This window comes from Actinomadura sp. ATCC 39365 (assembly GCF_054392275.1).
This window is the reverse complement of record NZ_CP184335.1, coordinates 4,494,445-4,519,534: the sequence shown is the minus strand read 5'-3', so window position 1 is coordinate 4,519,534 and position 25,090 is coordinate 4,494,445. Positions and strand designations below refer to the sequence as shown.

Here is a 25,090-nt window from a genome sequence, read left to right as displayed (position 1 = left end):
AGCGAAGGCGTTACAGTCCTCGCGGACCGGCCGTCGCGACGGATTGCGGCGAGGTGCCACGCTTCCCTACCGGGGGGCGAGCGCGGAGGACGAGCGCGAGCGCGGGGGCGGTTGCCTGCGCCCGTCCTGCTTCGACCCGGCGAGCACCTGCTCCAACCGTCTCAGGGGCGTTCGGCGCCCCCTCGTACCCAGTGGTAGAGCGGGTCGCCGGGGCAGTCGGTGTCGTAGCCGTCCCGGTGGCCCTTGACCTCGTCGCCGGCGTCGCCGTGCTCGCGCAGGTACTCGATGGCGTCGACGAGGGCGTTGAGCAGGTCGTCGTTCGGTTCGGTGAACCCGGTGTTGCCGAGCAGGGCGAGCACGGCGTAGTGGCCGGAGTTGAGCCCCGGGCCGTTGGCGGCGGGCAGGTGGTGCGGACCCCGGCCCATGAAGGTGCGCCGGTGCGGGCAGCACACCATGTTGTAGCCGAGGTCGATGTAGGTCTCGCCGCGTCCGCCGGACATGTGCATGCGCTGGATGTCCCTGACCAGGTCGACGCACTTGTCGTGGTTGTCGGCGTCCGGCAGGTCGGAGGGCACCTTCCCGCCGGTGTAGTGGATCTTGACGCCTCGGGTGGAGGCCAGCCGGGTGTAGCTGGTGGTGGGCTTCTTGGCGTGCCAGTCGGCACGGGTGATCAGCTGCATGTGGTGTCTCTCCTGGTAGACGATGCCTCGCCACCAGAATGTCAACTTAAAGTAGCCGTGTCATCACTTTTTGTCACTAGGTTCACGTGCCGCCAAAGAAAGACTTCCATGCTGGTCAGGCCGCCCCCGCACCGGTTCACCCCCGCTTGTGCACCGTGCGGTCGTGGACGACCGCGTACGTGTTGCGCAGGGCCGCCATCGACTCGTCGTAACTGGCCGCGGCCACGCCGGTGAACAGGCAGTCGACGACCATGAGCTGGGCGATGCGGCTGCCGAGCGCGCCGGAGCGGAACTGGGTCTCGCGGGCGGCCGTCGTCAGCGTCACGTCGGCGGTGCCGGCCAGCGGCGAGTCGCGGAAGTTCGTGATCGCCACCGTGGCCGCACCCGACCGGCGGGCGATGGCCAGGAACTCGACCGTGTCCACGGTCGCGCCGGTGTGCGAGACCGCGACGGCCACGCAGCCGGCGTCGAGCGTGGCCGCCGACGTCCAGGCCGAGTGGGCGTCGTGCCAGTTGATCGCGGTACGCCCGATGCGCGAGAGCTTCTGCTGCAGGTCGAGGCCGACCAGCGCGCTCGCGCCCACGCCGAAGGTGTCGATCCGGCGCGCGGCCAGCAGCAGGGAGACCGCCCGGCCCAGGGCCTGCATGTCGAGGGAGCGGGCCGTGTCGGCGATGGACAGCGTCTCGTTGGTGGCGACCTTGGAGACGATGCCCTCCAGGCTGTCGTGACGGTCGATGTCGCCCGACACCTCCGGCAGGCTCGACGTGGTCAGCTCCTCCCGGGCGGCGGCCCTGGTCAGGTCGATCCGGAAGTCCTTGAAGTGGGCGTATCCCATGCGCTGGTAGAAGCGCACGACCGAGGTCGTCGAGGTGGCGCAGCGGGCGGCCAGCTCGGCGATGGACAGGTTCGCGGCGGCGGCCGGGTCGCCGGTGAACGTCTCGGCGATGCGCCGCTCCGACGGCCGTAATGCGGGCATGGCCGCACGGATGCGGATCAGCAGGCTTCCGTCGTCCTCGACCATTCGTCATCCATCCCTGTTGAGGAAATTTAGTACACCAGTGGTAGGGTCTGCGTAATTTTATGACCTACTGCCCCTGAGGAGACCACATGCCCCGTGGCGCGCTCTCCGCGATCGGCGCCGCCGCAGTGCTGTCCATCGCCCTGACCTCCTGTTCATCATCTTCCGGGCCCGCGACCAGCACCGGCGCCACGGGCAAGTCCGGCGGCGCCCTGGTCGTCGGCGTGACCTCCGACCCCGACACGCTCTTCCCCTGGAAGGCCACCCAGTTCACGGCCGTGAACGTGTTGCAGAACATCTACGGCACCCTCACCGAGTTCGACAAGGACCTGAACGTCGTGCCGGGCCTGGCCGAGTCGTGGCAGACCGCCGAGGACGGCAAGAAGCTGACCCTCACCCTGCGCAAGGGCGTGACCTTCGGCGACGGCAGCGCGTTCGACTCCAAGGACGTCAAGGCGTCCCTGGACAAGATCATGGACGAGAAGACGGCGGCCGTGGCGCGGGCGTCGCTGGCGTCGGTGAAGTCCGTCGAGGCCCCCGACGCGAGCACGGTGGTGCTGGAGCTGACCGGCCCCGACGCCGCGCTCCCGGCGAACCTGGCCACCGTCAACATGGCGATGCTCTCCTCCGACGACACCGAGGAGAAGCTCAACGCCACCCCCAACGGCACCGGCCCGTTCACGCTGGGCAAGCGCGTCCCGAGCCAGTCGCTGACGCTGGCCAGGAACGACAAGTACTGGGGCGCCGAGAAGCCCAAGGTGGGCAGCGTCGAGTTCCGGGTGATCCCGGACGAGTCGTCCATCGTCTCGGCCATGCAGTCGGGCAACGTGCAGCTCGCGGTCTTCAACGACCCGCTGGTCGCCCAGACCGCGCAGGGCGGCGGCACGATCACCGTCACCAAGACGCCGCAGCTCAGCTACCATGCCCTCCAGCTCAACGCGCAGCGCGGCGACCTCAAGGACGTCAACGTGCGCCTGGCGATCCAGTGCGCGATCGACCGCAAGCAGGTGCTCGACACCGCCGCGCTCGGCGAGGGCGAGGTGACCGGGCCGATCACCGCCCCGGCCTTCAAGTCCGACCCGGCCAAGCGTCCCTGCCCGAGCCGCGACCTGGCCAAGGCCGCCGAGTACCTCGGCAAGGCGGGCAAGTCCGGCGGCGTGACGGTCAAGGCCATCGTCTCCCAGGGCGAGTACGCCACCTCCGTGAACGAGGCCCAGAACCTCAAGGCGCAGCTCGCCGAGGCGAAGATCACCCTGGACCTGGAGGTGCTGGAGTCCGGCGCGTTCGTGGACCGCTGGGTGGCGGCCGACTTCGACGCCGCCGTCGCGCTCAACGGCGGGCGCCCGGACCCCGACGGCTCCTACGGCCGCTACTTCACCAGCAAGGGCAACCTGAACAAGGTCGCCGGGTACAGCTCGCCCGAGCTGGACAAGCTGTTCGCCGAGGGCAAGGCCACGACCGACCCGGCCGCCCGCAAGGCGATCTACGAGAAGGTCTCGGCCGAGCTGGAGGCCAACGCGCCCTGGATCTGGCTGTTCACCAGCTACACCTACACCGGCACCACCTCGAACGTGTCCGGGTTCGTACCGATGGTCAGCGGGTCGCTGCAGTACCTGCGCACGACGTCCGTCGCCTGATGCGCCGGATCCTCGCCAACCGGGCCGTCCGGCGCGTGGCCTCGACGATCGGCACCCTGTTCGGGGTGGCCGTGTTCGTCTTCGTCATGCTCCGGGCGATCCCCGGCGACCAGATCACCGCGGGGCTCGGCACGGAGGCGGCCGCGCTCACCCCGGCGCAGCGCGTGGCCCTGGAGCAGTACTACGGGCTGGACCAGTCGCCGGTCACGCAGTTCTTCTCGTGGCTGGGCAACATGCTCACCGGCAACTTCGGCTACTCGGCCCGCTCGCAGCAGGGCGTGCTGGAGATGACGCTGCACTCGCTGCCGGTGACGTTCGAGCTGGCGGTGTTCTCGATCGTGCTGGCGCTGCTGCTGGGCGTGCCGCTCGGCATGTTGTCGGCGTCCAGGACGAACTCGCCGCGGGACGCCTTCGGCCAGGTCGTGAGCCTGGCCGGGCTGTCGGTCCCGGCGTTCCTGCTGGCCACGACGCTGCTGTCGATCTTCGCGGCGTCGTTCGGCTTCAACCCCAACGGCCAGGGCTTCGCCACGCTCGCCGAGGACCCGCTGCTCAACCTGCAGCAGATGTTCCTGCCCGCGCTCGTGCTCGGCTTCGGCATCGCCGCGCCGATCCTGCGCACCACCCGTACGGCGGTGCTGGAGGTGCGCTCGGAGGACTTCGTGCGCACCGCCCGCGCCAAGGGCGTGCCGCCGCGCCGCCTGCAGGTCAGGCACGTGCTGGGCAACGCGCTGGTGCCGATCGTGACGATGACCGGGCTGCAGTTCGGCTACCTGCTCGGCGGCGCGGTCGTGGTCGAGCAGATCTTCTCCGTGCCCGGCGTGGGCCGGCAGGTGCTGCTCGGCATCCAGCAGAAGGAGTACGCGGTCGTGCAGAGCACGGTCCTGGTCATCGCGCTCGCGTTCGTGCTGGTCAACCTGCTGACCGACGGGCTGTACCGGATCATCGACCCGCGGGTGAGGGCGTCGTGACCGCGCTGCGCAGGAGCCCCGCCATGCTGGCGGGCACGATCGTGCTGCTGGTGCTGGCCGTGGTGGCGGCGCTGTCGTACGCCGGGCTGCTGCCCTACGACCCGATCGCGCAGAACCCGCCCGAGCGGTTCCTGTCGCCGTCCGGGACGCACCTGTTCGGCACCGACCAGTTCGGCCGGGACGTCTTCTCCCGGGTGGCGGCCGGGGTCGGCAACTCGGCGCTCATCGCGGTGGTCGCGGTGGCCTTCGCCACCGTGGTCGGCACGCTGGGCGGCCTGGTGTCCGGCTTCTACCGCGGCTTCGCCGACGGCGCCATCGGCGGCGTGACGAACGTGCTGTTCGCGTTCCCGCCGCTGCTGCTCGCGCTCTCGCTGGCCTCGGTGCTGGACCGCAACTGGTTCACGGTCGCCGTCGCCATCGCGATCGTGTACGTCCCCATCTTCATCCGTGTCACGCGCGGCCCCGTGCTCTCCCTCCGGGAGATCGAGTACGTCAAGGCCGCGGTCTCCACCGGCCAGAGCCGCTGGCAGATCATGCTCAGGCACGTGCTGCCCAACATCACCTCGATCATCGTCATCCAGGTGGCGCTGTCGTTGTCGTGGGCGGTGCTGACCGAGGCGTCGCTGAGCTTCCTCGGCCTGGGCACGCCGCCGCCCGCCCCCTCGCTGGGCTCGATGATCTTCGAGGCGCGCAGCCTGGTCTTCATCGCCCCCTGGACGCTGATCGCGCCGGGCGCGGTCGTCGTGCTGCTGGTGGTGGGCCTGAACCTGCTCGGCGACGGCCTGCGTGACACTCTCGACCCCAGAACCCGAGGCAAGCGGTGAACCTCTCAGAACTGACCACGGAATCGGCCGACCCGCGCTTCGCGGGCATCGACACCATGAGCGTGGCCGAGCTCGCCGCGACCATGAACGCGGCCGACGCCACCGTCCCCGCCGCGGTCGCCGCGGCGCTGCCGCAGATCACCCGGGCCATCGAGGCCGCCGCCGAGCTGGTACGGGCCGGCGGCCGGCTGGTCTACGTGGGCGCGGGCACGCCGGGCCGGCTCGGCGTGCTGGACGCCTCCGAATGCCCGCCCACCTTCAGCACCCCGCCCGAGCAGGTCTTCGCCGTCATCGCCGGCGGCGAGCGGGCGATCGTGCACCCGTGCGAGGGCGCCGAGGACGACGCGGTGGCCGGCGCGGCGGCGATCGACACGGCCGGCATCGGGCCGCTGGACACGGTGGTGGGCATCGCCTCCAGTGGGCGCACGCCGTACGTGCTGGGCGCGGTGCGGCGGGCCCGCGAGCGCGGCGCGCTGACCGTCGGCCTGTCCTGCAACCCGGGCACCCCGCTCAGCGGCGAGGCCGAGCACGCGATCGAGGTGCTGGTCGGGCCCGAGGTGGTCAGCGGCTCGACCCGGCTCAAGGCGGGCACGGCGCAGAAGCTCGTGCTCAACATGTTCTCGACCATCGTCATGGTCCGGCTCGGCAAGACGTACGGGAACCTGATGGTCGACGTCAAGGCCAGCAACGGCAAGCTCAGGGAACGGGCGATCAGGATCGTGCGCACGATCGCCGGCGTGGACCGCGAGGAGGCGGAACGAGTGCTCGACCAGCATGGTTTCAACGTCAAGCAGGCGGTGCTCGGCGCCCGGCTCGGGCTCGGCCCGCGGGAGGCCGCGGCGCTGCTGGACCGCAGCGAGGGACGGCTGCGCGTGGCGCTGGGAGAGCCGGCATGAAGATCCTCGGCATGATCTCCGGCACCTCGCACGACGGCATCGACGTGGCCCTGGTCGACTTCGCGCTGGACGGCGGCGTGCTGACCGGCCGCGTGCTGCACACCGCGAGCACCCCGTACCCGGACGAACTGCGCGCCCGGCTGGTGGCCGCGCTGCCGCCCGCGCCCGTCACGCTGGCCGAGGTGTGCGTGCTCGACACGCTCATCGGCCAGTGCTTCGCCGAGGCCGCCGCGGCCGCGGCCGAGCAGGCCGGCCCGGCCGACCTGATCGTCTCCCACGGCCAGACGGTCTTCCACTGGGTGGAGGGCGCGCACGCGCGCGGCACCCTGCAGATCGGCCAGCCCGCCTGGATCGCCGAGCGCACCGGCGCGGCCGTGCTGTCGGACGTGCGCATCCGCGACATCACCGCCGGCGGGCACGGCGCCCCGCTGGTCTCCGTGCTCGACGACCTGCTGCTCGGCGGCCTGCTGCAGGACGGGCCCGCGGGCGGCGCGGCGGCGCTCAACCTGGGCGGCATCTCCAACATGACCGTCGTGCGCGACGGCGGCCTGAGCGCCTACGACATCGGCCCGGCCAACGCCCTCATCGACGCCGTGGTGGCCGGCCGCGGCCTGAACCCGCGCGGCTTCGACGAGGGCGGCCGGATCGCCGCCTCCGGCCGGGTGGACGAGCGCCTGCTCGACGTGCTGCTCGACGAGCCGTACTACCGGCTGGCCGCGCCGAAGAGCACCGGCAAGGAGCTGTTCCACCTGGCCTACGTCGAGGCGGCGATCGCCAGGGCGGGCCGCGAGCCGTCCGGCCCCGACCTGGTGGCGACGCTGACCGAGCTGACCGTCCGCACGGTGGCGGCCGACGTCGCCGCGGCGGGCGTGGGCGTGCTCGTCGTCTCCGGCGGCGGCTGCCGCAACCCGGTCATCATGGACGGCCTGCGCGCCGCCCTGCCGGGCGTGCGGGTGTCGCTGTCCGACGAGCTCGGCGCCCCTGCCGACGACAAGGAGGCCATCGCCTTCGCGCTCATCGGCTGGCTGACCGCCCACGGCCTGCCGGGCACCGTCCCCGGCGGCACGGGTGCGAAGGCCGCCCGGGTGCTCGGGACGCTGACGCCGGGCGCGGGCCCGCTCGTCCTGCCCGCCCCGCTGCCCACGCCGCCGCGCTCGCTGGTGCTGCGCCGATGACCACGGCCCCCGCCGCGCCGCCCGGCCCCGAGCCCGGCCCGCCCGCGGGCCTGGTCCGGGCGGCCCGCACGCCGTGGTTCGACCTGACCGAGTGCACCGGCCACCGCACCGTGCGCCGGACGGACGGCGGCGCACTGGCCGGCGAGGCCCCCATGACCCTCGGCACGTACCACGACCTGGCCTCGGTCACCAAGGTCGTCGGGACCACGACGGCCCTCGTCCGCCTGGTCTCCGACCGCCTGGTGGACCTGGACGAGCGGGCGGCCGCGTACCTGCCGGGAGGCTGCCCCGAACAGGTCACCGTGCGGGACCTGCTGCTGCACCGGGCCGGGCTGTGGGAGTGGTGGCCGCTGTACCTCGACCCGCGGATGCCCGCCCCGCGCTACGCGCCCGGCCGCGAACGGCACTACTCCGACCTGGGCTTCATCCTGCTCGGCCGGGTGGTCGAGACCGTCACCGGCACGTCGCTGGACCGGGCGGTGGCCGAGCTGGTCACCGGCCCGCTGGGGCTGGCCGACACCACGTACGCGCGGCCGGCGGGGCCTGAGGTGGCCATGAGCGCCCTGGACGACCGGGTCGAGATGCGCATGCTCGACACCTCAGAGCCGTACCCGGTGCCCTTCCGCGGCGCGGACTTCGCCGGCTGGCGGCACGAGCCCGTGCTCGGCCAGGTCGCCGACGGCAACGCCTACCACGCCTTCGGCGGCGTGGCGGGGCACGCCGGGCTGTTCTCCACCGTCCCTGACCTGCTGCGGTACGCCGCCGCGCTGTCCCGCTACGAGGAGCACGACCGGCTGTGGCGGCCCGAGGTCGCCCGCGAGTTCTTCACCCCCGGCCCCGACCCCGGCCAGGCGCTCGGCTTCCGCACCTACCGGCTCGACCTGCGGGAGGAGACCGTCACCGTGCTCGGCCACCCGGGCTACGTCGGGTGCGCCGTCGGGTTCGTCCCCGGCCGGGACATCGCGATCGCGCTGGCCGGCAACCGCCTGCTGACGACGGCCGCACCGACGCCCACCGACGCCCTCTGGACCGGCCTGCTGCAGGCCATCACCCACCGATCGAGGACCGCATGACCCCGCTCCTGGAGATCCGCGACCTCTCCGTCGCCTTCCGCACCCGCAAGCAGGACGTCACCGTCGTCAAGAACGTCTCGATGGAGATCCTGCCGGGACAGACCGTGGCCGTGGTCGGCGAGTCGGGCTCGGGCAAGTCCACCACGGCCGCCGCGGTCAACCGGCTGCTGCCCGCGGGCGGGCGCATCACGACCGGCCAGGTGCTGTTCGACGGCCGCGACCTGGCCGGGGTGAGCGAACGCGAGATGACCGCCGTCCGGGGCGCGGGCATCGGCCTGGTGCCCCAGGACCCGATGTCCAACCTCAACCCGCTCATGCGCATCGGCGACCAGATCGCCGAGGCTCTGGAGGTGCACGGCCTCGCCACCGGCCGGGCCGCGCGCGGGCGCGTGACCGAGCTGCTGGAGATGGTCGGCATCCCCGAGCCGGAGCGGCGGGCCGGGCAGTACCCGCACGAGTTCTCCGGCGGCATGCGGCAGCGGGCGCTCATCGCCATGGGCCTGGCCTGCCGGCCCAAGCTGCTCATCGCCGACGAGCCGACCTCGGCCCTGGACGTGACCGTGCAGCGGCGCATCCTCGACCAGCTCGGGCAGCTCACCGCCGAGATGGGCACGGCCGTCTTCCTCATCACGCACGACCTGGCGCTGGCCGCCGAGCGGGCCGACGTGGTGGCCGTCATGTACCGGGGCGAGATCGTGGAGACCGGACCGGCGGCCGAGCTGCTGGCCGACCCCCGGCACGAGTACACCCGGCGGCTGCTGAAGGCCGTGCCGAGCCTGTCGTCGGTGCGGGTGGCCGAGCCCGGCCCCGAGGAGGGCGCCGAGGACCTGGTCGTGGTGGAGGACCTGCGCAAGGTGTTCCCGCTGCGGGGCGGCGCCGGGGAGTTCACGGCGGTGGACGGGGTCTCCTTCACGATCCCGCGCGGCCGTACCGTCTCGGTCGTGGGCGAGTCCGGCTCGGGCAAGTCGACCACCGCCAACCTGCTGCTCGGCCTGGACGGCATCACCTCCGGCCGGATCCTGTTCGACGGCACCGACCTGACCTCGCTCGGCCGCCGGGAGCTGTTCGCCTTCCGCCGCCGGGTGCAACCGGTCTTCCAGAACCCGTACGCCTCGCTCGACCCCCGCTACACGGTCGAGAAGTCGATCGCCGAGCCGCTGCGCGTGCACCGCGTGGGCACCCCGGCCGAGCGCGCGCGGACCGTCGCCGAGCTGCTGGAGAAGGTGTCGCTGCCGGCGTCGGTGGCCGAGCGGCTGCCGCACGAGCTGTCCGGCGGCCAGCGGCAGCGGGTGGCGATCGCGCGGGCGCTGGCGCTCTCCCCCGAGCTGGTCGTGCTCGACGAGGCCGTCTCCGCGCTGGACGTGCTGGTCCAGGCCCAGATCCTGGAGCTGCTCGCCGACCTGCAGCGCGACCTCGGGCTCAGTTACCTGTTCATCAGCCACGACCTGGCCGTCGTCCGGATGATCTCGCACCGGGTGCACGTGATGCAGGCGGGCCGGATCGTGGAGAGCGGCACGGCGGCCGAGATCTTCGGCTCGCCGCGCGCCGACTACACCCGCGAGCTGCTCGCCGCCATCCCTGGACGGGCCGCCTGATGGTAAGTTGGAAATCCGGACCTACCTGAGCGGAGGGGCCTTGTCCCGCCCGAGAGAGTGCTCGATCGCCAACGCGCTGGCCGTCGTGGGCGAGCGGTGGAGCCTGCTGGCGATGCGCGAGATCATGCTCGGGGTGCGCCGCTTCGACCAGATCGCCCGCAACACCGGCGCCAGCCGCGACATCCTCACCGCCCGGCTGCGCAAGCTGGTCGAAGTGGGCCTGCTGGAGCGGGTGCCGTACGAGCGGCACCCGCCGCGCCACGAGTACGTCCTCACCGAGTCGGGCCAGGCCCTGCACACGGTCCTGCTCGCCCTGATGGACTGGGGCGACCGGTACGTCACCGAGGGCGAGCCGCCCACCGTGTGGCGCCACTCGTGCGGCGAGCCCCTGGAGCCGCTCACGGTGTGCGCGCACTGCCGGGAGCCGGTGCGCCCCCAGGAGCTGACCGTGATCCGGGTCGACCAGCCGCAGTAGCGCCCAGCGGTCCGCCGGGGGCGTGGTAGGGCCTGCCCTACCACGCAATGGCCCGCCGCCAGGATCGATCACTCGCCCGCCGGGCCCGTAGCGTCGTGGCCATGACAACCCTCCGGCACCGCGTCGCCACCGACACCCGCTACACCCTGCTCGGCCTCCCCGCGGCCGCCGCCTCCTTCACCCTCGCCGTCGCCGGAGTCTCGGCCGGTCTCGGCTCGGCGGTCGTGTTCGTCGGGCTGCCCGTCCTGGCCGCCACCGCCGCCATGGCCCGCCACTTCGCCGACCTGGAGCGCGCCGCGCTCCCCGGAGTGCTCGGCCACCCGATCGCCCGCCCCCGCTACGCGCAGGTCCCCGTGGGGGCGGGTTCCTTCCGCCGCATGATGAACCCGCTGGCCTCCGGCCAGGCGGCGATGGACCTGCTGCACGCGATCATCACCTTCCCGGTCTCGCTGGCCGCCGCCGTCGTCAGCGCGGTGTGGTGGGCGGGCGCGGTGCTCGGCCTGACCTTCCCGGTCTACGGCTGGGCGATCGCCGCGATCCCCGGCGTGGACGGCGGCCTGCCCGCCCTGCTCGGCCTCGGCACCGGAACCGTGCCGTTCGTGGTGTTCAACACGGCGGTGGGCCTGCTGTTCGCGCTCACGCTCGTCCCGGTGGTGCGGACGGCGGCCCTGGTGAAGGCGAGCGTGTCCCAGGCCCTGCTGACCCGCGCGCACGTCCCGTCCATGGAGGGTGCGTCCCCGGTCTGGGTGACAGCCCGGTAGGGACGGGGCTACCCTCCCAAGTGCCGAAGTTTCCGATCTTGTGAGGGCAGGGAAGCCGTGCCGTCGTGGGCAGATCTGCCGATCGGCCAGGTGGTACGGCTCGACGCCGACCCCGACGCCATCGCGCCGGCCCTCGATCCCCTGCCGGACGACGCCCCGGCCGTCGTCACCTACTTCGCCGCCGAGGAACGTTCCGTCGCCGGCCTGGCCGCCTCCGTCCTGCGTGAGCTGGACAAGGCGGCCATCGCGCTGTTCCCGGCCTGGTTGCCGGGCGCCGAGGGCATCGAGGGCCCGTCCGGGGTGAACGTGGCCGCGGTCCAGGCGCTGGCCCTGCGCAGGGCCTCGGCGACCGGTCATTTCGGGCCGTTCCTCGCCGAGCTGGCCCGGCGGGCGCTGACGGGCGGACCCAGCGGGCTGGCGCCGGAGGTCCGGGCGGCGGGGCTGGTCAGGGCGCTGGCCGACAGCTTCGGCCGGGCCCGGCTGGCGGTCCTGGTGAGGGTGCCGGACGGGCTTGGCGCGGCGGCAGGGGAAGTGCTGGTCGCCGGGTGCGAGTGGCTGGCGCACCGGGGCCGGGCCGGCGTCTGGCTGGCGGGCGCGCCCCTGCACGACGACCGCGTACGGACGATCGCCACCCCGCTCCCCGCGAGCCCGCTCCCGGCGGCTGCGGGTGGCGCCCGGGGGCCGTCCCGCTTCCCGCGACCGCCGATCGGGCGCCCGCCGTCGCGTATCCGCCGGTGGCGGGCAGGCCGCATCCGGGCAGCGCGAGCGAGCGGGCGCTGGAGGCCGCGTTGTCCGCGCGGGCGTGGGCCGGGGGCCGAGCCTGGAACCAGACGTACCGGACGGGGCCGCTGGCCGTGCCGATCCGGGTGGACCTGCTCTGGGAGCGGGAGCGGTGCGTCGTGGAGATCGACGGTCCCGACCACCGGGCTCCGGCCAAGTTCGCCGCCGACCGGCAGCGGGACGTGCTCCTCCAACTCGATGGTTACGCCGTGCTGCGCTTTCCCGATGCTCAGGTGATGACTGACATGGACACCGTCGTCCGTCAGATCGGCCAGTTTCTGCGGAACTGCCGCAGAGCGGAAGGATGAGATATGCCAGACAAAGGGCTGACCCTGCCCGAGTTCACTGCCCTGCTGGTGCTGGCCGTCGAAGCCCGCGAGGTCTCCAACAGCGAGCTCAAGGAGCACTACAGGCTGACCATCGACGGTCAGCGGCGGCTGAAGCTCAACGACCTGAAGCTGGTCGAGAGCCGGCAGCCCAGGCGCGGACGCGCCTTCGTGCACGTGCTCACCGACTCCGGGTGGGCCAGGCTGGCCGAGGACCTGCGGGCCGGGGCGATCCCGCCGCAGACCGGCTCGTCGGGGGCCATCGCGCGGGCCCTGCTGGAATGGCTGCCCCGGTTCATGCGGCGCACCGACCAGCGGCTGTCGGAGATCTTCCAGCCCGAGCCGGACGTCCTGCCCGCCGGTCTGGAGTCGCGCATCCGTGCCGCGTACGCCGAGCTGGCCGCCGCCCCCGGTTCGTGGGTGAGCCTGACCCCGCTCCGGCGGCTACTTCCCGCCGTGCCGAAGCAGGAGGTGGACGAGACGCTCGTCCAGATGGAACGCCTTCCGGACGTGAACCTGGTCCCGGAGTCGAACCAGAAGACGCTCACGCCCGAGGACCGCGAGGCGGCGGTGATCATAGGCGGGCAGGACAAGCATCTGCTGTGGATCGGCGAGCTGTGAGCCGCGGCGGCATCGCGGACCTGGCCGCGCTGACGTTCAACTACACCGAGGGCGCCGACGACGTGTGGCGCCGCTCCCCCTTCCACGTCGAGGGCCTGCACGGCGCGTCGACGAAGATCCTCCTCGACGGGCTGGCCGCGGCCGCCCACCAGCCCGACAGCAGCCCCATCGGCGTGGTCGTGCAGGGCCAGCGCGGCACCGGCAAGACCCACCTGCTCGGCTGGCTGCGCGAACGCGCCCAGCGCGAGAGCGGCTACTTCGTCCTGGTCGGCCTGCTGGATGCCAAGGGTTTCTGGGAGAGCATCGTGGTCTCCCTGCTGGACAGCCTCTCCCGGCCCCGCCACGACGGGCAGACGCAGCTCACCGTGCTCCTGGACCGCCTGGCCATCATGGCGGGGCTGTCCCGCATGGCCCGCCGCTCGGTCACCGGCAAGCGCGGCCTCACCAGGGACGAGCTGGACGCCTTCGTCACCGCGTTCCGCCGCGTCGGGGGCCAGGTCGGCCGCGACAGCCAGGACGCCGCGCGCGCCCTGGTCCTGCTGGCCGGCGACGATCCCGCCCTGCAGGACCTCGGGGAGTCGTACCTGTCGTCGGCGCCCGAGGGCGAGCCGGGCGAGCGGGCCCGCTGGGGCATCCGGCAGCTCGGGCGCACGCCGCAGGAGATCGTCAGGGACCTGTCGCGGCTGATGGCGCTCACCGGCCCCACCGTCGTCGCGGTGGACCAGATCGACCCCCTCGTCGCCCAGTCACGGGTCACCACCTCCGGCGGCGCCGAGCACGACCCGGCCGAGCAGCTCATGATCGAGCGCATCGCGGGCGGGCTGATGGCGCTGCGCGAGGTCACCCGCCGGACCCTGACGGTCGTGACCTGCATCCCCGCTACGTGGGCGCTCATCGAGCGGGTGGCGGTCGACACCGTGCGCGACCGCTTCCGCCAGGCGGTCCCGCTCATGACCATCCCCGACGCGGCCACCGCCCGCACCCTGGTCGCCACCCGCTTCGAGGTGCAGTACGGCGAGGCGGGCGTCAAGCCGCCGTACCCGACCTGGCCGGTCCGGCCGGAGGCGTTCGAGCAGGCGCCCGGGTTCACCCCTCGGGAGCTGCTCATCCGGATCGACCGGCACGTGCACGCCTGCGTCATGGACGGCGCGGTCAGGGAGCTGACCGGGTTCACGGCGGAGGCGGCGCCGCGTCAGCAGCCGCCCGCGCGCCCTGCCGGCCTCGCCGACCTCGACGCGCTCGACGCCCGCTTCGCCGAGCTGCTGGAGGCCGCGCAGGCCCCGGTGATCGACCAGGCCGGTGAGGACACCGTGATGCCCGCGCTGCTGGCCGCCGGGCTGCATGCGTGGATCGCCGAGCAGGGTGAGGCCGGCCGGGCCTTCGGCGTGGACCCGCCGCCGAGCGCCAAGCCCCCGTTGCACGCCCGGCTGCGCCGCACGCTCGACGACAGCAGGGAGGACGAGGTCCACTGGGCCTTCCGCGCGGTCAGCGCGACGCACGGGAACGCGGCGCTGAACCGCGTCCGCAAGGCGTGCGTGGCGGCCGGGCTGGACGCGGAGGTGCCCAAGCGGCGGTTGTTCCTGCTGCGCGACACCCCATGGTCGCCAGGGCCCGCGACGCGGGAGACGATCGCGGCGTTCGAGCGGGCCGGCGGCAGGACGCTGCGGGTGAGCCGGCAGGACCTGCTGGTCCTCGCCGCGCTGCGGGCCCTGGTCGCGGAGAGCCCGCCGGACCTGGCCGCCTGGCTCGCCGCGCGGCGGCCGACGTCCAGGATCGGATTCCTCACCGAGGCTCTGGCCGACGCGTGGAGCGTTCCCGCCGGGCCGGCCCCCGAGATCCCCGCGGCGGCGCGGAGCCAGGACGGCGGCGACCAGGAGGGGGCCCTGACGATCGGGCGGCGGATCGCGGACGGCGAGCCGGTGCGGATCGCGCTGGAGGCGCTGCGCAAGCACACCGCGATCTTCGCCGGTTCCGGCTCGGGCAAGACCGTGCTGATCAGGCGGCTGGTCGAGGAGTGCGCGCTGCGCGGCGTCTCCTCGATCGTGCTGGACCCGAACAACGACCTGGCCAGGCTGGACGAGCCGTGGCCCGAGCCGCCGCGCACGTGGGCGGAGGGCGACGCCCGCCGCGCCGAGGAGTACCTGGCGGCCACCGACGTGACCGTCTGGACGCCGGGACGGACGGGCGGACGCCCGCTGAGCTTCCAGCCGCTGCCCGACCTGGCGAGCCTGGCCGGCGACCCCGACGAGTTCGCCGAGGCGGTCGAGGCCGCGGTCGCGTTCATCGTGCCGCGGGTCAGGCTGGACGCCAACACCGACAAGGCGCTGCGCGGGCAGGCCGTGCTCAGGCGGGCCCTGGCCGCCTACGGAGGCGGCGGCGCGACCAGCCTGAGAGGGTTAGCGGCGTACCTGGCCGACCTGCCGGACGGGGTCAGCGAGCTGGCCAGCGCCCGGCGCATCGCGGCCGACCTGTCCCAGTCGCTGACCGCGGCGATGGACAACGACCCGCTGTTCGGCGGGGCCGGCGAGCCGGTCGATCCGGGGCTGCTGGTGACGCCGCCGCCGGGCAGGCGGGCCCGCGTCTCGGTGATCAGCCTGGCCGGGCTGCCGGGCCTGGAGCAGCGGCAGAGCTTCGTCAGCCGGCTGCAGATGGAGCTGTTCGTCTGGTTCAAGCGGCACCCCGCCCAGGACCGACCGCTGGGCGCGCTGTTCGTCATGGACGAGGCCCAGACGTTCGCCCCTGCGGCGGGCGGCGCGTCGGTCTCCACCCGCAGCACGGTGCTGCTCGCCTCCCAGGCCCGCAAGTACGGCCTGGGCCTGGTCTTCGCCACGCAGGCGCCCAAGGGGCTGCACAACCAGATCCCCGGCAACTGCGCCACGCAGTTCTTCGGCCTGCTGAACGCCCCGATCCAGATCAGCGCGGCCAGGGAGATGGCCCAGTTCAAGGGCGGCGGCGACGTGCCGGACATCTCCCGGCTGGGCGCGGGCGAGTTCTACGTGGCGGGCGAAGGGGGCGGGTTCGCCAAGGCGCGCGTGCCCATGTGCCTGACGCACCACCCGAAGGCGCCGCTCACCACGGAGGAGGTCGTCGCCAGGAGCCGCGGGGGCGCCTGATCGCCACGGTCCCGGCCGCGGAGGGGGCGGCCGGGACCGTGCCGGCCTGCGTCGGCTGCCTCAGGAGGCCGGGCGGCGGGCCGAGGTGAGCAGGCGGCGGGCCAGGACGGCCAGGTAGAGCGCCCACCCGGCGCCGACGACGGCCAGCGCGGCGACCGGCTGCCAGCCCGGCAGCTCCTCGACGGCCCGGCGGCACACGGCGACCGTCACCGGGATCGTGTAGAGCGCGAAGAAGGCCAGCCCGAGCACCCGCCCCACCACGAGGAACCAGGCGTACACCCGGACGCCGCGCGGCGCCGTACGGGTCCGCCGCGCCCGCAGGTACGCCTGCGCGTCGGCCATGAGGTTCTTGTTGCCGCCGGCGTTGGCGATGGCGTAGTAGACGTCGGTACGCATGAAGAACAGGAACTGCCAGGCGATCTGCGACAGGCAGATGACCACGACCAGTCGCACCACGGGCACCTCGGCGGCGTACAGGACGCAGGTCCCGGCGCAGGCGAGGAACCAGTCCACCCGCATGCCCGCCAGGTGGGCGCGGTAGCGGGCGCGCCTGGGCACGCCCCAGATGCCGGTGATCCTGGTCTGCACGACGAGGAACTGCAGGCGGGTGCCGAGCGACAGCTCGGCCCGCACGCCGAGCGACCGGGCCGCGGCGATGTGGCCGAGCTCGTGCACCAGCACCAGCAGCCACGAGCCCGCGGCGAAGACGACGGTGAAGGTGAGGCTGTCCGACCAGACCAGCGAGGAGAACGACGGCAGCACGCCGGGCCTGGCGACCGCCGCGGCCAGGGCGCACACGGTCAGCGCGGCCAGCACGGCGTGCGCCGGGCGGGAGAACAGCCAGGCCACGTGGCCGGGCCTGATCCGGTCCCACAGGTTGGGCGGGCGCCGGGGCCGGCTGAGCAGCCCGGCCGCGCCGAGCCCGGTCACGAACTCGGCGACGTCGACGTCCAGGCCGCGTTCGGCCAGGACCAGGGCGCGGGCCTCGGCGGCCGTCCTGGTGCCGTCGAGCGCCTCGACCACGGCCGCCGCCACGCCGGGCACGTTGACGAACGTCTCGCCGTTGCCGATCACGTAGTCGTCCGGGCCGTCGGCCACCACGCTGAGGAACGACAGGTCGGTCCGCGGCCCGGTCTTCACCCGCACACCTCGCAGCCGTCGCGGCGGTCGAAGTCGTAGGCCGTGGTGGTCAGCGTGAGCAGGTCGAGCCAGAGGCTGCGGCCCTCGACGGCGGGCGCGCCGATGCCGGTCAGGAAGCGGATCACCTCGGCGGCGAGCATGCTCGACACGATCCCGCACAACGGCCCGAACGACGGGATGGCCCGTCCCGGGTTGTCGTTGGCCGGCAGGACGGTGGAGCCGTACCGCGCGGCCAGGGCGGCCTCCTGGCAGGCCAGGCAGCCGGTCTTGCCGGGCACGACCAGCGGGCCGAGCAGGCCGACGTGCTGGTTGAAGCCGCCGGTGACGAACGGTGTGCCGGCCCGTACGCAGGCCTCGTTGACCCAGCGGCGGATGTGCGGCTGCGGGGTGTCGACGGTGTTGACCACGAGGTCGGCGTCGGTGACGACGTCGGCGGGGCCGGTGATGCGCCGTTCGACGCGGGTGACGCGGACGTCCGGGCAGTGCTCGCGCAGCCTGCGGGCGGCCGCGGCCGTCTTGGGCTCGCCGAGGTCGCGGACGGTGTAGAGGTGCTGGCGGTGCAGGTTGCCGATCTCGACGCGGTCGTCGTCGAGCAGGGTCAGGCGGCCGACGCCGGAGGTGGCGAGGTGCAGGGCGACCTGGCCGCCGATCGCGCCGGCGCCGAGCACCGCCACGTGCCTGCCGGCGAGGTCGCCGAGCGCGGCCACGGCCCGGTCGGCCGGCTGGAACATGGCCATGAACAGCGCGAACCTGGACAGCCGGGCGTCGGCGGCGAGCGTGACGAGCTCGGCGTCGGTGACCAGGAAGCGGGCCGCGCGCAGCTGTTCGACGGCCGAGTCGATCTCGGCGGGGGTGAGGTCGTCGAGGAGGTCGTACAGGTCGGACTGCTCGACGGGGGTCTCGGCGCACAGGCGCAGCAGGCGGCGCAGGGGTGGCGGCGCCGGGTCGAGGATCTGGCCGGTCGGGGGGAAGTCGCCGAGCCGTACGCGCCCGCGGGCGTCGTCGATGAACAGGGGGAAGACCGGATTCACCTGAATCCTGGGCATGAAGGCGGCTCCCGGGCGAGTGAGGGCCTCCCGCGGGGTCGGGCCGCGTCGCGGGAGGCCCCAAGAGGTCAGCAGCTGTTGCTGTTTCCAGTGGTCTCGACTTCTTCGACCTTCTTGATCTCGATCGTCATGAGCGATCCTTCCGTCGATCTTGATGGGCCGATGAGATCATAAAGTAAAGATCGCCCCTTTTGATAGACCCAAGTACGAAATATCCGCGAAATCGTCTTATATCCGTGCAATAAAGTCGCGGGATCGTTTCCACATAAGCGCCGCCGACTCTTCCGAGTATCCGGGAAGATCAGGATCGGCGAACAAGTGCACATTTCCCGGATAAATGAAGCACTCGAATAACGGCCCGAGCTCCGTACGCAGACTGCGGACGTCGCCGGCGTCCACCCACGGATCGCCCTCCGCGTAGTGGAGCTGCACCGGCACCGAGACCGGCCACCCCTCCGCGCTCACCTCGGCCACGGCCGCGCAGCCGTGGTAGAGCAGCAGCCCCTGGGCCAGGGGGTGCGTGGCGGCCAGGAGCTGGGCCCCGAACCCGCCCAGCGAGAACCCGGCGAACACGACCGGCCCGCGCGCCCGCGCGGCGATCTCCCGCCAGCGGCGCGCGAGCTCGTCGAAGCCGATCGCGTCCCGTTTGCGCAGTCCGGATTCGAGGTCGTCGAAGACCTCGCCGTCGTAGTAGTCGGGCGTGCGCACGACGTGCCCGCCCGCGCGAAGCGCCTCCGCGGCCCCCATTACCCCCGGTCGCAGGCCCTGTGCGGAGTGCAACAGGATGATCTCTGCCATGTGCACTGTGTACCATCGCGCGCAGGCCCCACCAAGGGCCCCGTTCGGGCACCCTCCCGTGGCCCGCCGCGCCGGCGTGCGGGGCCCCGGGCGGTGGCCATGTCCGCCCGGGGGGCGCGCGGGTCAGGAGCAGGTGTAGGCGGACGGCGTCGCTGTGTCGCCGCCCGGCCTGCTGACCTGGAACCCGAAACTGGTGCTCGCGCCGGGCGCGAGCGTGCCGTTGTACCCGGCGTTCCTGGCGGTGACGTTCTGCCCGCTGACGGTGACGGCGGCGTTCCAGGAGCCGGTGATGGCGTGCCCGGCGGGCAGGGTGAAGGTGACCGTCCAGCCGTTGGTCGTGGACGTGCGGGTGTTGGTGACGGTCACGGGCTGGACGACGTACCCGCCGCTCCACTGGGTCTGCACGGTGCCGGCGGCGGTGCAGCCGCCGGTGCCGCCTCCGGTGAGGGTGGTGAAGGTGACCACCGGGGACTCGCCGGACAGGTTGCCCGCGCCGTCGCGCGCCCGCACGTAGACCTGGTACTGGGTGCCCGCGGTCAGGCCGGTCAGGTTGATGCTGTTGCCGGTGGACTGGCCGAGCTGGGTGTCGGTGCCGCCCTGCTCCCGGTAGACGTTGTAGCCGGCCAGGCCGCTGCCGCCGGTGTCGGTGGAGGCCGCCCAGGTGAGGGTGGCCGAGCTCGCGGTGACGTTGCCCGCCGTGGGGGTGCCCGGCGTGCTGGGCGGGGTGGTGTCGGTGCCGGTGCCGCCGGCCAGCGCGTCGTGCACGGCGGTGTACGACGGTTTCTGCTGGTAGCTCTCGTTGTAGATCAGCGCGGCGCCCTGGCCGGGGAAGGTGTCGGGCACCCAGGAGTACTTGTCGGTGAAGCCCCAGATCGTCACACCCTGGCAGGCGGTCACCGCGAGGCAGGCGTTGACGACGTTGCGGTAGTAGGTGGCCTGGGTGGCGTCCTTGGTGGCGTCCCTGGGGGTCTGCATGCGCACGTCCAGCTCGGTGATCCGGACCTGGACGCCGAGGGCGGCGAAGCGCTGCAGGTTCTGCTGGAAGTCGCCGGGGAAGCCGTACTGGATGGCCAGGTGGGACTGGAAGCCGACGCAGTCGATCGGCACGCCCTGCTGGCGCAGCGAGGAGACCAGGTTGTAGATCGCCGTGCTCTTGGCGTTGATCCCCTCGGTGTTGTAGTCGTTGATGCACAGCTTGGCGTCGGGGTCGGCGGCGCGAGCGGCGCGGAAGGCGTCGGCGATGTATCCCGAGCCGAGCGTGTTGTACCAGAACGACGTGCGCAGGTTGCCGCTGTCGTCGAAGACCTCGTTGACCACGTCCCAGGAGACCACGGCCGGGTTGTCGGCGAAGTGGCCGACGACGTTGGCGATGTGGTTCTGCATGGCCGCGCGCATCGCGGTCGCGCTCAGGCCCTGCACCCAGCCCGGCGTCTGGCTGTGCCACACGAGGGTGTGGCCGTGCACCTGCTGGTCGTTCTGGGCGGCGAAGGCGACGATCGCGTCGGCGCCGGAGTAGTTGAACTGGCCCTGGCTGGGCTCGGTGGCGTCCCACTTCATCGCGTTCTCGGCGGTGACCTGGCTGAACTCGGTCGCCGCGATGGTGCGGTAGGAGGTCTCGCCGGCCAGCGGGCCGGTGGCGAGCGCCGTGCCGATGAACTTGCCCTTGGCGGACGCGTGCGTGCGCAGGGGCGCCGAGGCGTCGGCCGCGGTGGCGGGGAGGAGGAATGCTGCGAGAATCCCCAGCAGGGCGAGGACTCTGACGGACAGGGACGAGAGCACGGGCATCTACCTCCGGAGGCAGGCACTCGATTCCGAAACCTTTCGATCCTCGGCGGATCGCATCGCAGACGGTATTGACATGCGGCAGAACGGTCAATGCCGATCGCGCACCGCCGCCATAAGAGCAGTTGGCAGGCGAAAAATATCGGCCTTCTCGTGAAACTTTCACGAACGTCCGCGCCAGGGGTTTTCGCTGCTCTAGCGCGACGTACCTACCGGTCGGTACTGTGAAAGTCCGGAAGAATCGTCTGATGCGGGAGTTCTGCGCATGTCCCTTTCGCACGCCCAGGTCCAAGCCCAGCTCACCGGCCCCGGCCAGCTTTTCGAGACCGAGGAGATCGGCGACACCGGGGTACGCACCTGGAAGCACGCGCCGGCACACTTCCGCGCCCTGCTGGAGACCAGCAGGTTCCACGGCGAGCAGGTCTTCCTGGCCTACGAGGACGAGCACATCACGTTCGAGGAGCACTTCCGCCGCGCCGCCACCCTGGCCGGCCGCCTGGTCGAGGAGTACGGCGTGACCAAGGGCGACCGCGTCGCCATCGCCATGCGCAACTACCCGGAATGGGTGGTCTCGTTCTCGGCCGCGCTGGCCGCCGGAGCCATCGCCGTACCGCTGAACGCCTGGTGGACGGAGGCCGAGCTGGCCTACGGCGTGCGCGACTCGGGGGCCAAGGTGCTGATCGCCGACGGCGAACGGGCGGTCAGGCTGGCCTCCACGGGCGTGCCGATGATCGTGACCAGGGGCGAGGTGCCCGAGGGCGCGCGCTCGTTCGGCGACGTGCTGGGCGAGGTCACCGCCGACGTGAAGTTGCCCGACGTGGAGCTGTCCCCCGAGGACCCGGCGACGATCTTCTACACCTCCGGTACCACCGGGCGGCCCAAGGGCGCGCTGGGCAGCCACCGCAACCTCGGCCAGTCCCCCATGACGGTGGCCTACGGCCTCGTCCGCTCGGTCACCATGGCCGGCAAGGACGCGGGCGCGGCGGCGAGCGTGCGCCGGGTGACGCTGCTGACCGTGCCGCTGTTCCACGTCACCGGCTGCTTCTCCGGCATGACCACCTCGATGTTCACCGGCGGCGGCGTGGTGCTCATGTACAAATGGGACCCCGAGCAGGCGCTGCGGCTGATCGAGCGGGAACGCGTCACCACGATGATCGGCGTGCCGACCAACGCCTGGCAGCTCATGTCGCACCCCGACTTCGGCAAGTACGACCTGTCGTCCCTGACCACCCTCGGCTACGGCGGCGCCCCCGCCCCGCCCAAGCTGCTGGAGCGCATCACCACGAACCTGCCCGACCGCGCCCCCTCCAACGGCTACGGCATGACCGAGACGACCGCCCTGGCCATCGGCAACGGCGGCGCCGAGTACCACGCCAGGCCCGACAGCATCGGCATGCCCTCTGCCGTGGTGGACGTGCGCGTGGTGGACCCCACGGGCGCCGAGCTGCCCGCCGGCGAGGTGGGCGAGCTGTGCGTGCGCGGCCCGAACGTGATCATGGGCTACTGGAACCAGCCCGAGGCCACGGCGCAGACGTTCGTGGACGGCTGGCTGCACACCGGCGACCTGGCCAGGATCGACGAGGAGGGCTATGTCTACATCGTGGACCGCGCCAAGGACATGGTGATCAGGGGCGGCGAGAACGTCTACTGCGCCGAGGTCGAGGCCGCCCTGTTCGAGCACCCGGCGGTGGACGACGTGGCGGTGATCGGCGTCCCGCACGACGAGCTGGGCGAGGAGGTCGGCGCGGTGATCCGGCCGGCGCCGGGCCGGTCGGTCACGGCCGAGGAGCTGCGCTCGTTCCTGACGGACCGGATCGCCAAGTTCAAGATCCCGGCGCACGTGTGGTTCCGCGAGGGCGAGCTGCCCCGCAACCCCGGCGGCAAGATCCTCAAGACCCACCTGCGCCGCGAGGTCCTCGGCTCCTGACCGTCCCCCGCCGGGACGCCGCACTCCGCCCGCCTCCGGGACGTCGCACACCTCTGAAAACCCCGTCCGGGGCGCCTCCGCAAGGGGGCGCCCCGTTCTCTTTGCCCGAAGAACCCGCAGGTCGGCGGCGGGTTCGCGGACTTCATTACCTGGCGCGTAATCGCGGCCCCTACGCCCCGGCTGACATCGTTCAAGTGTCGCAACCAGCACTTGAAGGAGCCGAGATGACCGCCCTCACCGTCACCGCCGACCGGACCAAGTTCCTGCGCCTCGCGCTTGTCGCGGACGCCGTCGTCACCGGCGGCAACGGGCTGGTCTACCTGGCCCTGGCCGGCCCCGCGAGCGACCTGCTCGGCCCGGGCGCGGGCCTGCTGCGCGAGATCGGGATCTTCCTCCTCGTGTACGGCGCCGCCGTCGGCCTGCTGGCCTCCCGCCCCACGATCAACCGAGCCGCCGTCAAGGCCGTCATCGGCCTGAACATCGCCTGGACCCTGGGCAGCGTGGTCGCAGTCGTGACCGGCGCGCTCGAGTTCAGCACGCTCGGCGCCGTCTGGGCCATCGCCCAGGCCCTGGTCGTGGGGCTGTTCGCCGAGCTGCAGATCACCGGCCTGCGCAAGGCCCGCCGCTGACACCTCTCCTGAGAACCGTTGAAAGAACTCCTGGCAGAAAGTGAGATCATCATGACCGCCGAACTCGTCGAGCGCTACATCGCCGCCTGGAACGAGACCGACGCCGACGCCCGCGCCAAGGCCGTCGCCGAGCTGTGGACCGAGGACGCGACCTACACCGACCCGATGGCCGACGTGGCCGGGCACGCCGGGATCGCCGCCGTGATCGAGGGCGCGCAGGGCATGTTCCCCGGCCTGGTGTTCACGCCGGGCGAGGTGTTCGACGCCCACCACCACATCGCCCGCTTCACCTGGCACCTCGGCCCGGCCGGCGAGGAGCCCCTGGCCGTCGGCTTCGACGTGGTCGAGCTGGCCGAGGACGGCCGGATCCGCAAGGTCCTCGGCTTCCTCGACAAGGTGCCCGCGGCCTGACGCCCCTCCCGCGAAGGCCCCCGGTTCCCCCCGGGGGCCTTCGCCGTTCCTAAATGATTTGCCCTCATCGGGGACGTGGTCCGACAATCAGACTTCGTGCCCGCATCATTCATGCGCCTGCTCCGTCAGCTGTCACCCGACCTGAGCCCGCTGCGCGACTCCCGCGACTACCGCCTGCTGTTCGGCGCCGGCGTCGTCACCATGTTCGGCACGATGATCACCATGGTGGCGCTGCCGTACCAGATGAAGGAACTGACCGGTTCCTACGTCGCGGTCGGGATGATGAGCCTTGCGGAGTTCGTGCCGATGGTGGTGTGCGGGTTGTGGGGCGGCGCGATCGCCGACGCGCTCGACCGCCGCCGGATCATCGTGCTGAGCGAGCTGGGCCTGCTGGTCACCACCGCCGCCCTCGTGGTCAACGCGATGCTCCCGCACCCGCAGGTCTGGGTCCTGTACGTGATGGGCGCCCTGTCCACCGGCATCGCCTGCCTGCAGCGTCCGAGCCTGGAGGCGGTGATGCAGCAGGTCGTCCGGCACGACCAGCAGGCCGCGGCGGCGGTGCTGAACAGCCTGCGCTGGAACGTCGGCGCGATCGTCGCCCCGGCACTGGGCGGCCTGCTGCTGGTCCACCTCGGCACGCACGTCGCCTACGCCATCGACACGGCGACCTTCGTGCTCTCCCTGGCGCTGCTGTGGCGCATCAGGTCGCTGCCGCCCGTCGAGGACGCCGCGCCGGCCTCGCTCAGGTCACTGGTCGAGGGCGTGCGGTACGCCACCGGCCGCAGCGACCTCATGGGCACGTACCTGGTGGACATCGCGGCCATGGTGTTCGCGATGTCCAACGCGCTGTTCCCGTTCCTGGCCGACGAGCTGGGCTCGCCCGAGTCGCTCGGGCTGCTGTACTCGGCCGCCGCCGTGGGCGCCCTGGCCGCCTCGGTGACCGGCCGCTGGACGGCCCGCGTCCAGCGGCAGGGCCTCGGCGTGATCGTCGCGGCGGCGCTGTGGGGCGTGGCGATGACGCTGACCGCGCTGGCCCCCAGCGTGTGGCTGGTCTTCCTGTGCATCGCGCTCGCCGGCGCGGCCGACATGATCAGCGGCATCTTCCGCACGACGATGTGGAACCAGACCATCCCGCAGGAGCTGCGCGGGCGGCTGGCGGGCATCGAGCTGCTGTCGTACGCCAGCGGCCCGATGCTGGGCAACGCCCGCGCGAGCCTGATGGCCAACTTCGGCGGCACCCGCTTCTCGCTGGGCGCGGGCGGCCTGCTGTGCGTGGGCGCCGTCCTGGGCCTGGCCGCCGCCCTGCCCGGATTCCGCCGCTACGACGCCAGAACCGACGAACACGCGATCACCGAACGCGCCCGCCGCGCCCAGCAGTCGTCCGACCAGCCCACCCCTGCCTGACCGGCCCGCCC

The 25,090-nt window shown here is 72.4% G+C and carries 22 protein-coding genes; 16 read left to right on the top strand and 6 right to left on the bottom strand.

The window, feature by feature from the left end; genetic code table 11:
- Positions 1-161 precede the first annotated feature (161 nt).
- Together ACNF49_RS22415 and ACNF49_RS22410 are read right to left on the bottom strand one after the other, a co-directional pair.
- Positions 162-680 carry a peptidoglycan recognition protein family protein gene (locus tag ACNF49_RS22415; protein WP_357986076.1) on the bottom strand — a complete coding sequence of 173 codons (519 nt, stop codon included), beginning with the start codon at positions 678-680 and terminating at the stop codon, positions 162-164.
- 136 nt (positions 681-816) lie between these two features.
- The gene (locus ACNF49_RS22410; protein WP_357986079.1) at positions 817-1,701 is read right to left on the bottom strand and encodes a MurR/RpiR family transcriptional regulator; all 885 of its coding nucleotides are present in this window, start codon (positions 1,699-1,701) and stop codon (positions 817-819) included.
- 86 nt (positions 1,702-1,787) lie between these two features.
- Here ACNF49_RS22410 and ACNF49_RS22405 point away from each other — a divergent pair, with 86 nt between their 5' ends.
- The 12 genes from ACNF49_RS22405 to ACNF49_RS22350 all read left to right on the top strand — a co-directional run bounded on the left by ACNF49_RS22405 (position 1,788) and on the right by ACNF49_RS22350 (position 15,942).
- Positions 1,788-3,335: an ABC transporter substrate-binding protein gene (locus ACNF49_RS22405; RefSeq protein ID WP_357986082.1), complete on the top strand. Its 1,548-nt coding sequence runs from the start codon at positions 1,788-1,790 to the stop codon at positions 3,333-3,335.
- Complete coding sequence (locus ACNF49_RS22400; protein ID WP_357986085.1) at positions 3,335-4,303, top strand: ABC transporter permease; 969 nt, start codon at positions 3,335-3,337, stop codon at positions 4,301-4,303. The genes ACNF49_RS22405 and ACNF49_RS22400 overlap by 1 nt, the downstream gene beginning before the upstream one ends.
- A complete protein-coding gene (locus tag ACNF49_RS22395; RefSeq protein WP_357986088.1) occupies positions 4,300-5,127 on the top strand; it encodes an ABC transporter permease in 828 nt (275 codons plus the stop codon). The genes ACNF49_RS22400 and ACNF49_RS22395 overlap by 4 nt, the downstream gene beginning before the upstream one ends.
- Positions 5,124-6,023 (top strand): N-acetylmuramic acid 6-phosphate etherase, encoded by a 900-nt coding sequence (gene murQ, locus ACNF49_RS22390; protein WP_482944893.1) that lies wholly within the window; start codon positions 5,124-5,126, stop codon positions 6,021-6,023. Before ACNF49_RS22395 ends, murQ begins: the two co-directional genes overlap by 4 nt.
- Entirely contained in the window at positions 6,020-7,198 is a 1,179-nt protein-coding gene (locus tag ACNF49_RS22385; protein ID WP_482944892.1) for an anhydro-N-acetylmuramic acid kinase, read from the top strand. Before murQ ends, ACNF49_RS22385 begins: the two co-directional genes overlap by 4 nt.
- Positions 7,195-8,271 (top strand): serine hydrolase domain-containing protein, encoded by a 1,077-nt coding sequence (locus ACNF49_RS22380; RefSeq protein ID WP_482944891.1) that lies wholly within the window; start codon positions 7,195-7,197, stop codon positions 8,269-8,271. The genes ACNF49_RS22385 and ACNF49_RS22380 overlap by 4 nt, the downstream gene beginning before the upstream one ends.
- On the top strand, positions 8,268-9,866 hold the full coding sequence (locus ACNF49_RS22375) for an ABC transporter ATP-binding protein (RefSeq protein ID WP_482944890.1): 1,599 nt from the start codon (positions 8,268-8,270) through the stop codon (positions 9,864-9,866). Before ACNF49_RS22380 ends, ACNF49_RS22375 begins: the two co-directional genes overlap by 4 nt.
- 40 nt (positions 9,867-9,906) lie before the next feature.
- Complete coding sequence (locus ACNF49_RS22370; protein ID WP_352364923.1) at positions 9,907-10,341, top strand: winged helix-turn-helix transcriptional regulator; 435 nt, start codon at positions 9,907-9,909, stop codon at positions 10,339-10,341.
- Between the two features lie 101 nt (positions 10,342-10,442).
- Positions 10,443-11,102: a sensor domain-containing protein gene (locus ACNF49_RS22365; protein ID WP_482944889.1), complete on the top strand. Its 660-nt coding sequence runs from the start codon at positions 10,443-10,445 to the stop codon at positions 11,100-11,102.
- Positions 11,103-11,647: 545 nt separating this feature from the next.
- Positions 11,648-12,190, top strand: a complete 543-nt coding sequence (locus tag ACNF49_RS22360; RefSeq protein ID WP_482944888.1) for an endonuclease domain-containing protein — start codon at positions 11,648-11,650, stop codon at positions 12,188-12,190.
- 3 nt (positions 12,191-12,193) lie between these two features.
- The gene (locus ACNF49_RS22355; RefSeq protein ID WP_482944887.1) at positions 12,194-12,829 is read left to right on the top strand and encodes a hypothetical protein; all 636 of its coding nucleotides are present in this window, start codon (positions 12,194-12,196) and stop codon (positions 12,827-12,829) included.
- Entirely contained in the window at positions 12,811-15,942 is a 3,132-nt protein-coding gene (locus ACNF49_RS22350) for a helicase HerA domain-containing protein (RefSeq protein ID WP_482944886.1), read from the top strand. The genes ACNF49_RS22355 and ACNF49_RS22350 overlap by 19 nt, the downstream gene beginning before the upstream one ends.
- Before the next feature lie 60 nt (positions 15,943-16,002).
- Here the strand turns inward: ACNF49_RS22350 and ACNF49_RS22345 are convergent, their stop codons facing one another.
- The 4 genes from ACNF49_RS22345 to ACNF49_RS22330 all read right to left on the bottom strand — a co-directional run bounded on the left by ACNF49_RS22345 (position 16,003) and on the right by ACNF49_RS22330 (position 20,711).
- Complete coding sequence (locus tag ACNF49_RS22345) at positions 16,003-17,082, bottom strand: hypothetical protein (protein WP_482944885.1); 1,080 nt, start codon at positions 17,080-17,082, stop codon at positions 16,003-16,005.
- Positions 17,079-18,128, bottom strand: a complete 1,050-nt coding sequence (locus ACNF49_RS22340) for a TOMM precursor leader peptide-binding protein (protein WP_482944884.1) — start codon at positions 18,126-18,128, stop codon at positions 17,079-17,081. The genes ACNF49_RS22345 and ACNF49_RS22340 overlap by 4 nt, the downstream gene beginning before the upstream one ends.
- A 228-nt stretch (positions 18,129-18,356) precedes the next feature.
- On the bottom strand, positions 18,357-18,926 hold the full coding sequence (locus ACNF49_RS22335; protein ID WP_482944883.1) for a dienelactone hydrolase family protein: 570 nt from the start codon (positions 18,924-18,926) through the stop codon (positions 18,357-18,359).
- A gap of 123 nt (positions 18,927-19,049) precedes the next feature.
- Positions 19,050-20,711, bottom strand: coding sequence for an endo-1,4-beta-xylanase (locus ACNF49_RS22330; protein WP_482944882.1), 1,662 nt, complete (start codon positions 20,709-20,711; stop codon positions 19,050-19,052).
- 262 nt (positions 20,712-20,973) lie between these two features.
- On the opposite strand from ACNF49_RS22330, the gene ACNF49_RS22325 reads away from it, so the two are divergent.
- The 4 genes from ACNF49_RS22325 to ACNF49_RS22310 all read left to right on the top strand — a co-directional run bounded on the left by ACNF49_RS22325 (position 20,974) and on the right by ACNF49_RS22310 (position 25,079).
- Complete coding sequence (locus tag ACNF49_RS22325) at positions 20,974-22,635, top strand: class I adenylate-forming enzyme family protein (protein WP_482944881.1); 1,662 nt, start codon at positions 20,974-20,976, stop codon at positions 22,633-22,635.
- 224 nt (positions 22,636-22,859) lie between these two features.
- Positions 22,860-23,264: a hypothetical protein gene (locus ACNF49_RS22320; protein WP_357986132.1), complete on the top strand. Its 405-nt coding sequence runs from the start codon at positions 22,860-22,862 to the stop codon at positions 23,262-23,264.
- 51 nt (positions 23,265-23,315) lie between these two features.
- A complete protein-coding gene (locus ACNF49_RS22315) occupies positions 23,316-23,675 on the top strand; it encodes a nuclear transport factor 2 family protein (protein ID WP_357986135.1) in 360 nt (119 codons plus the stop codon).
- 96 nt (positions 23,676-23,771) lie between these two features.
- Entirely contained in the window at positions 23,772-25,079 is a 1,308-nt protein-coding gene (locus ACNF49_RS22310) for an MFS transporter (protein WP_482944880.1), read from the top strand.
- Positions 25,080-25,090 lie beyond the last annotated feature (11 nt).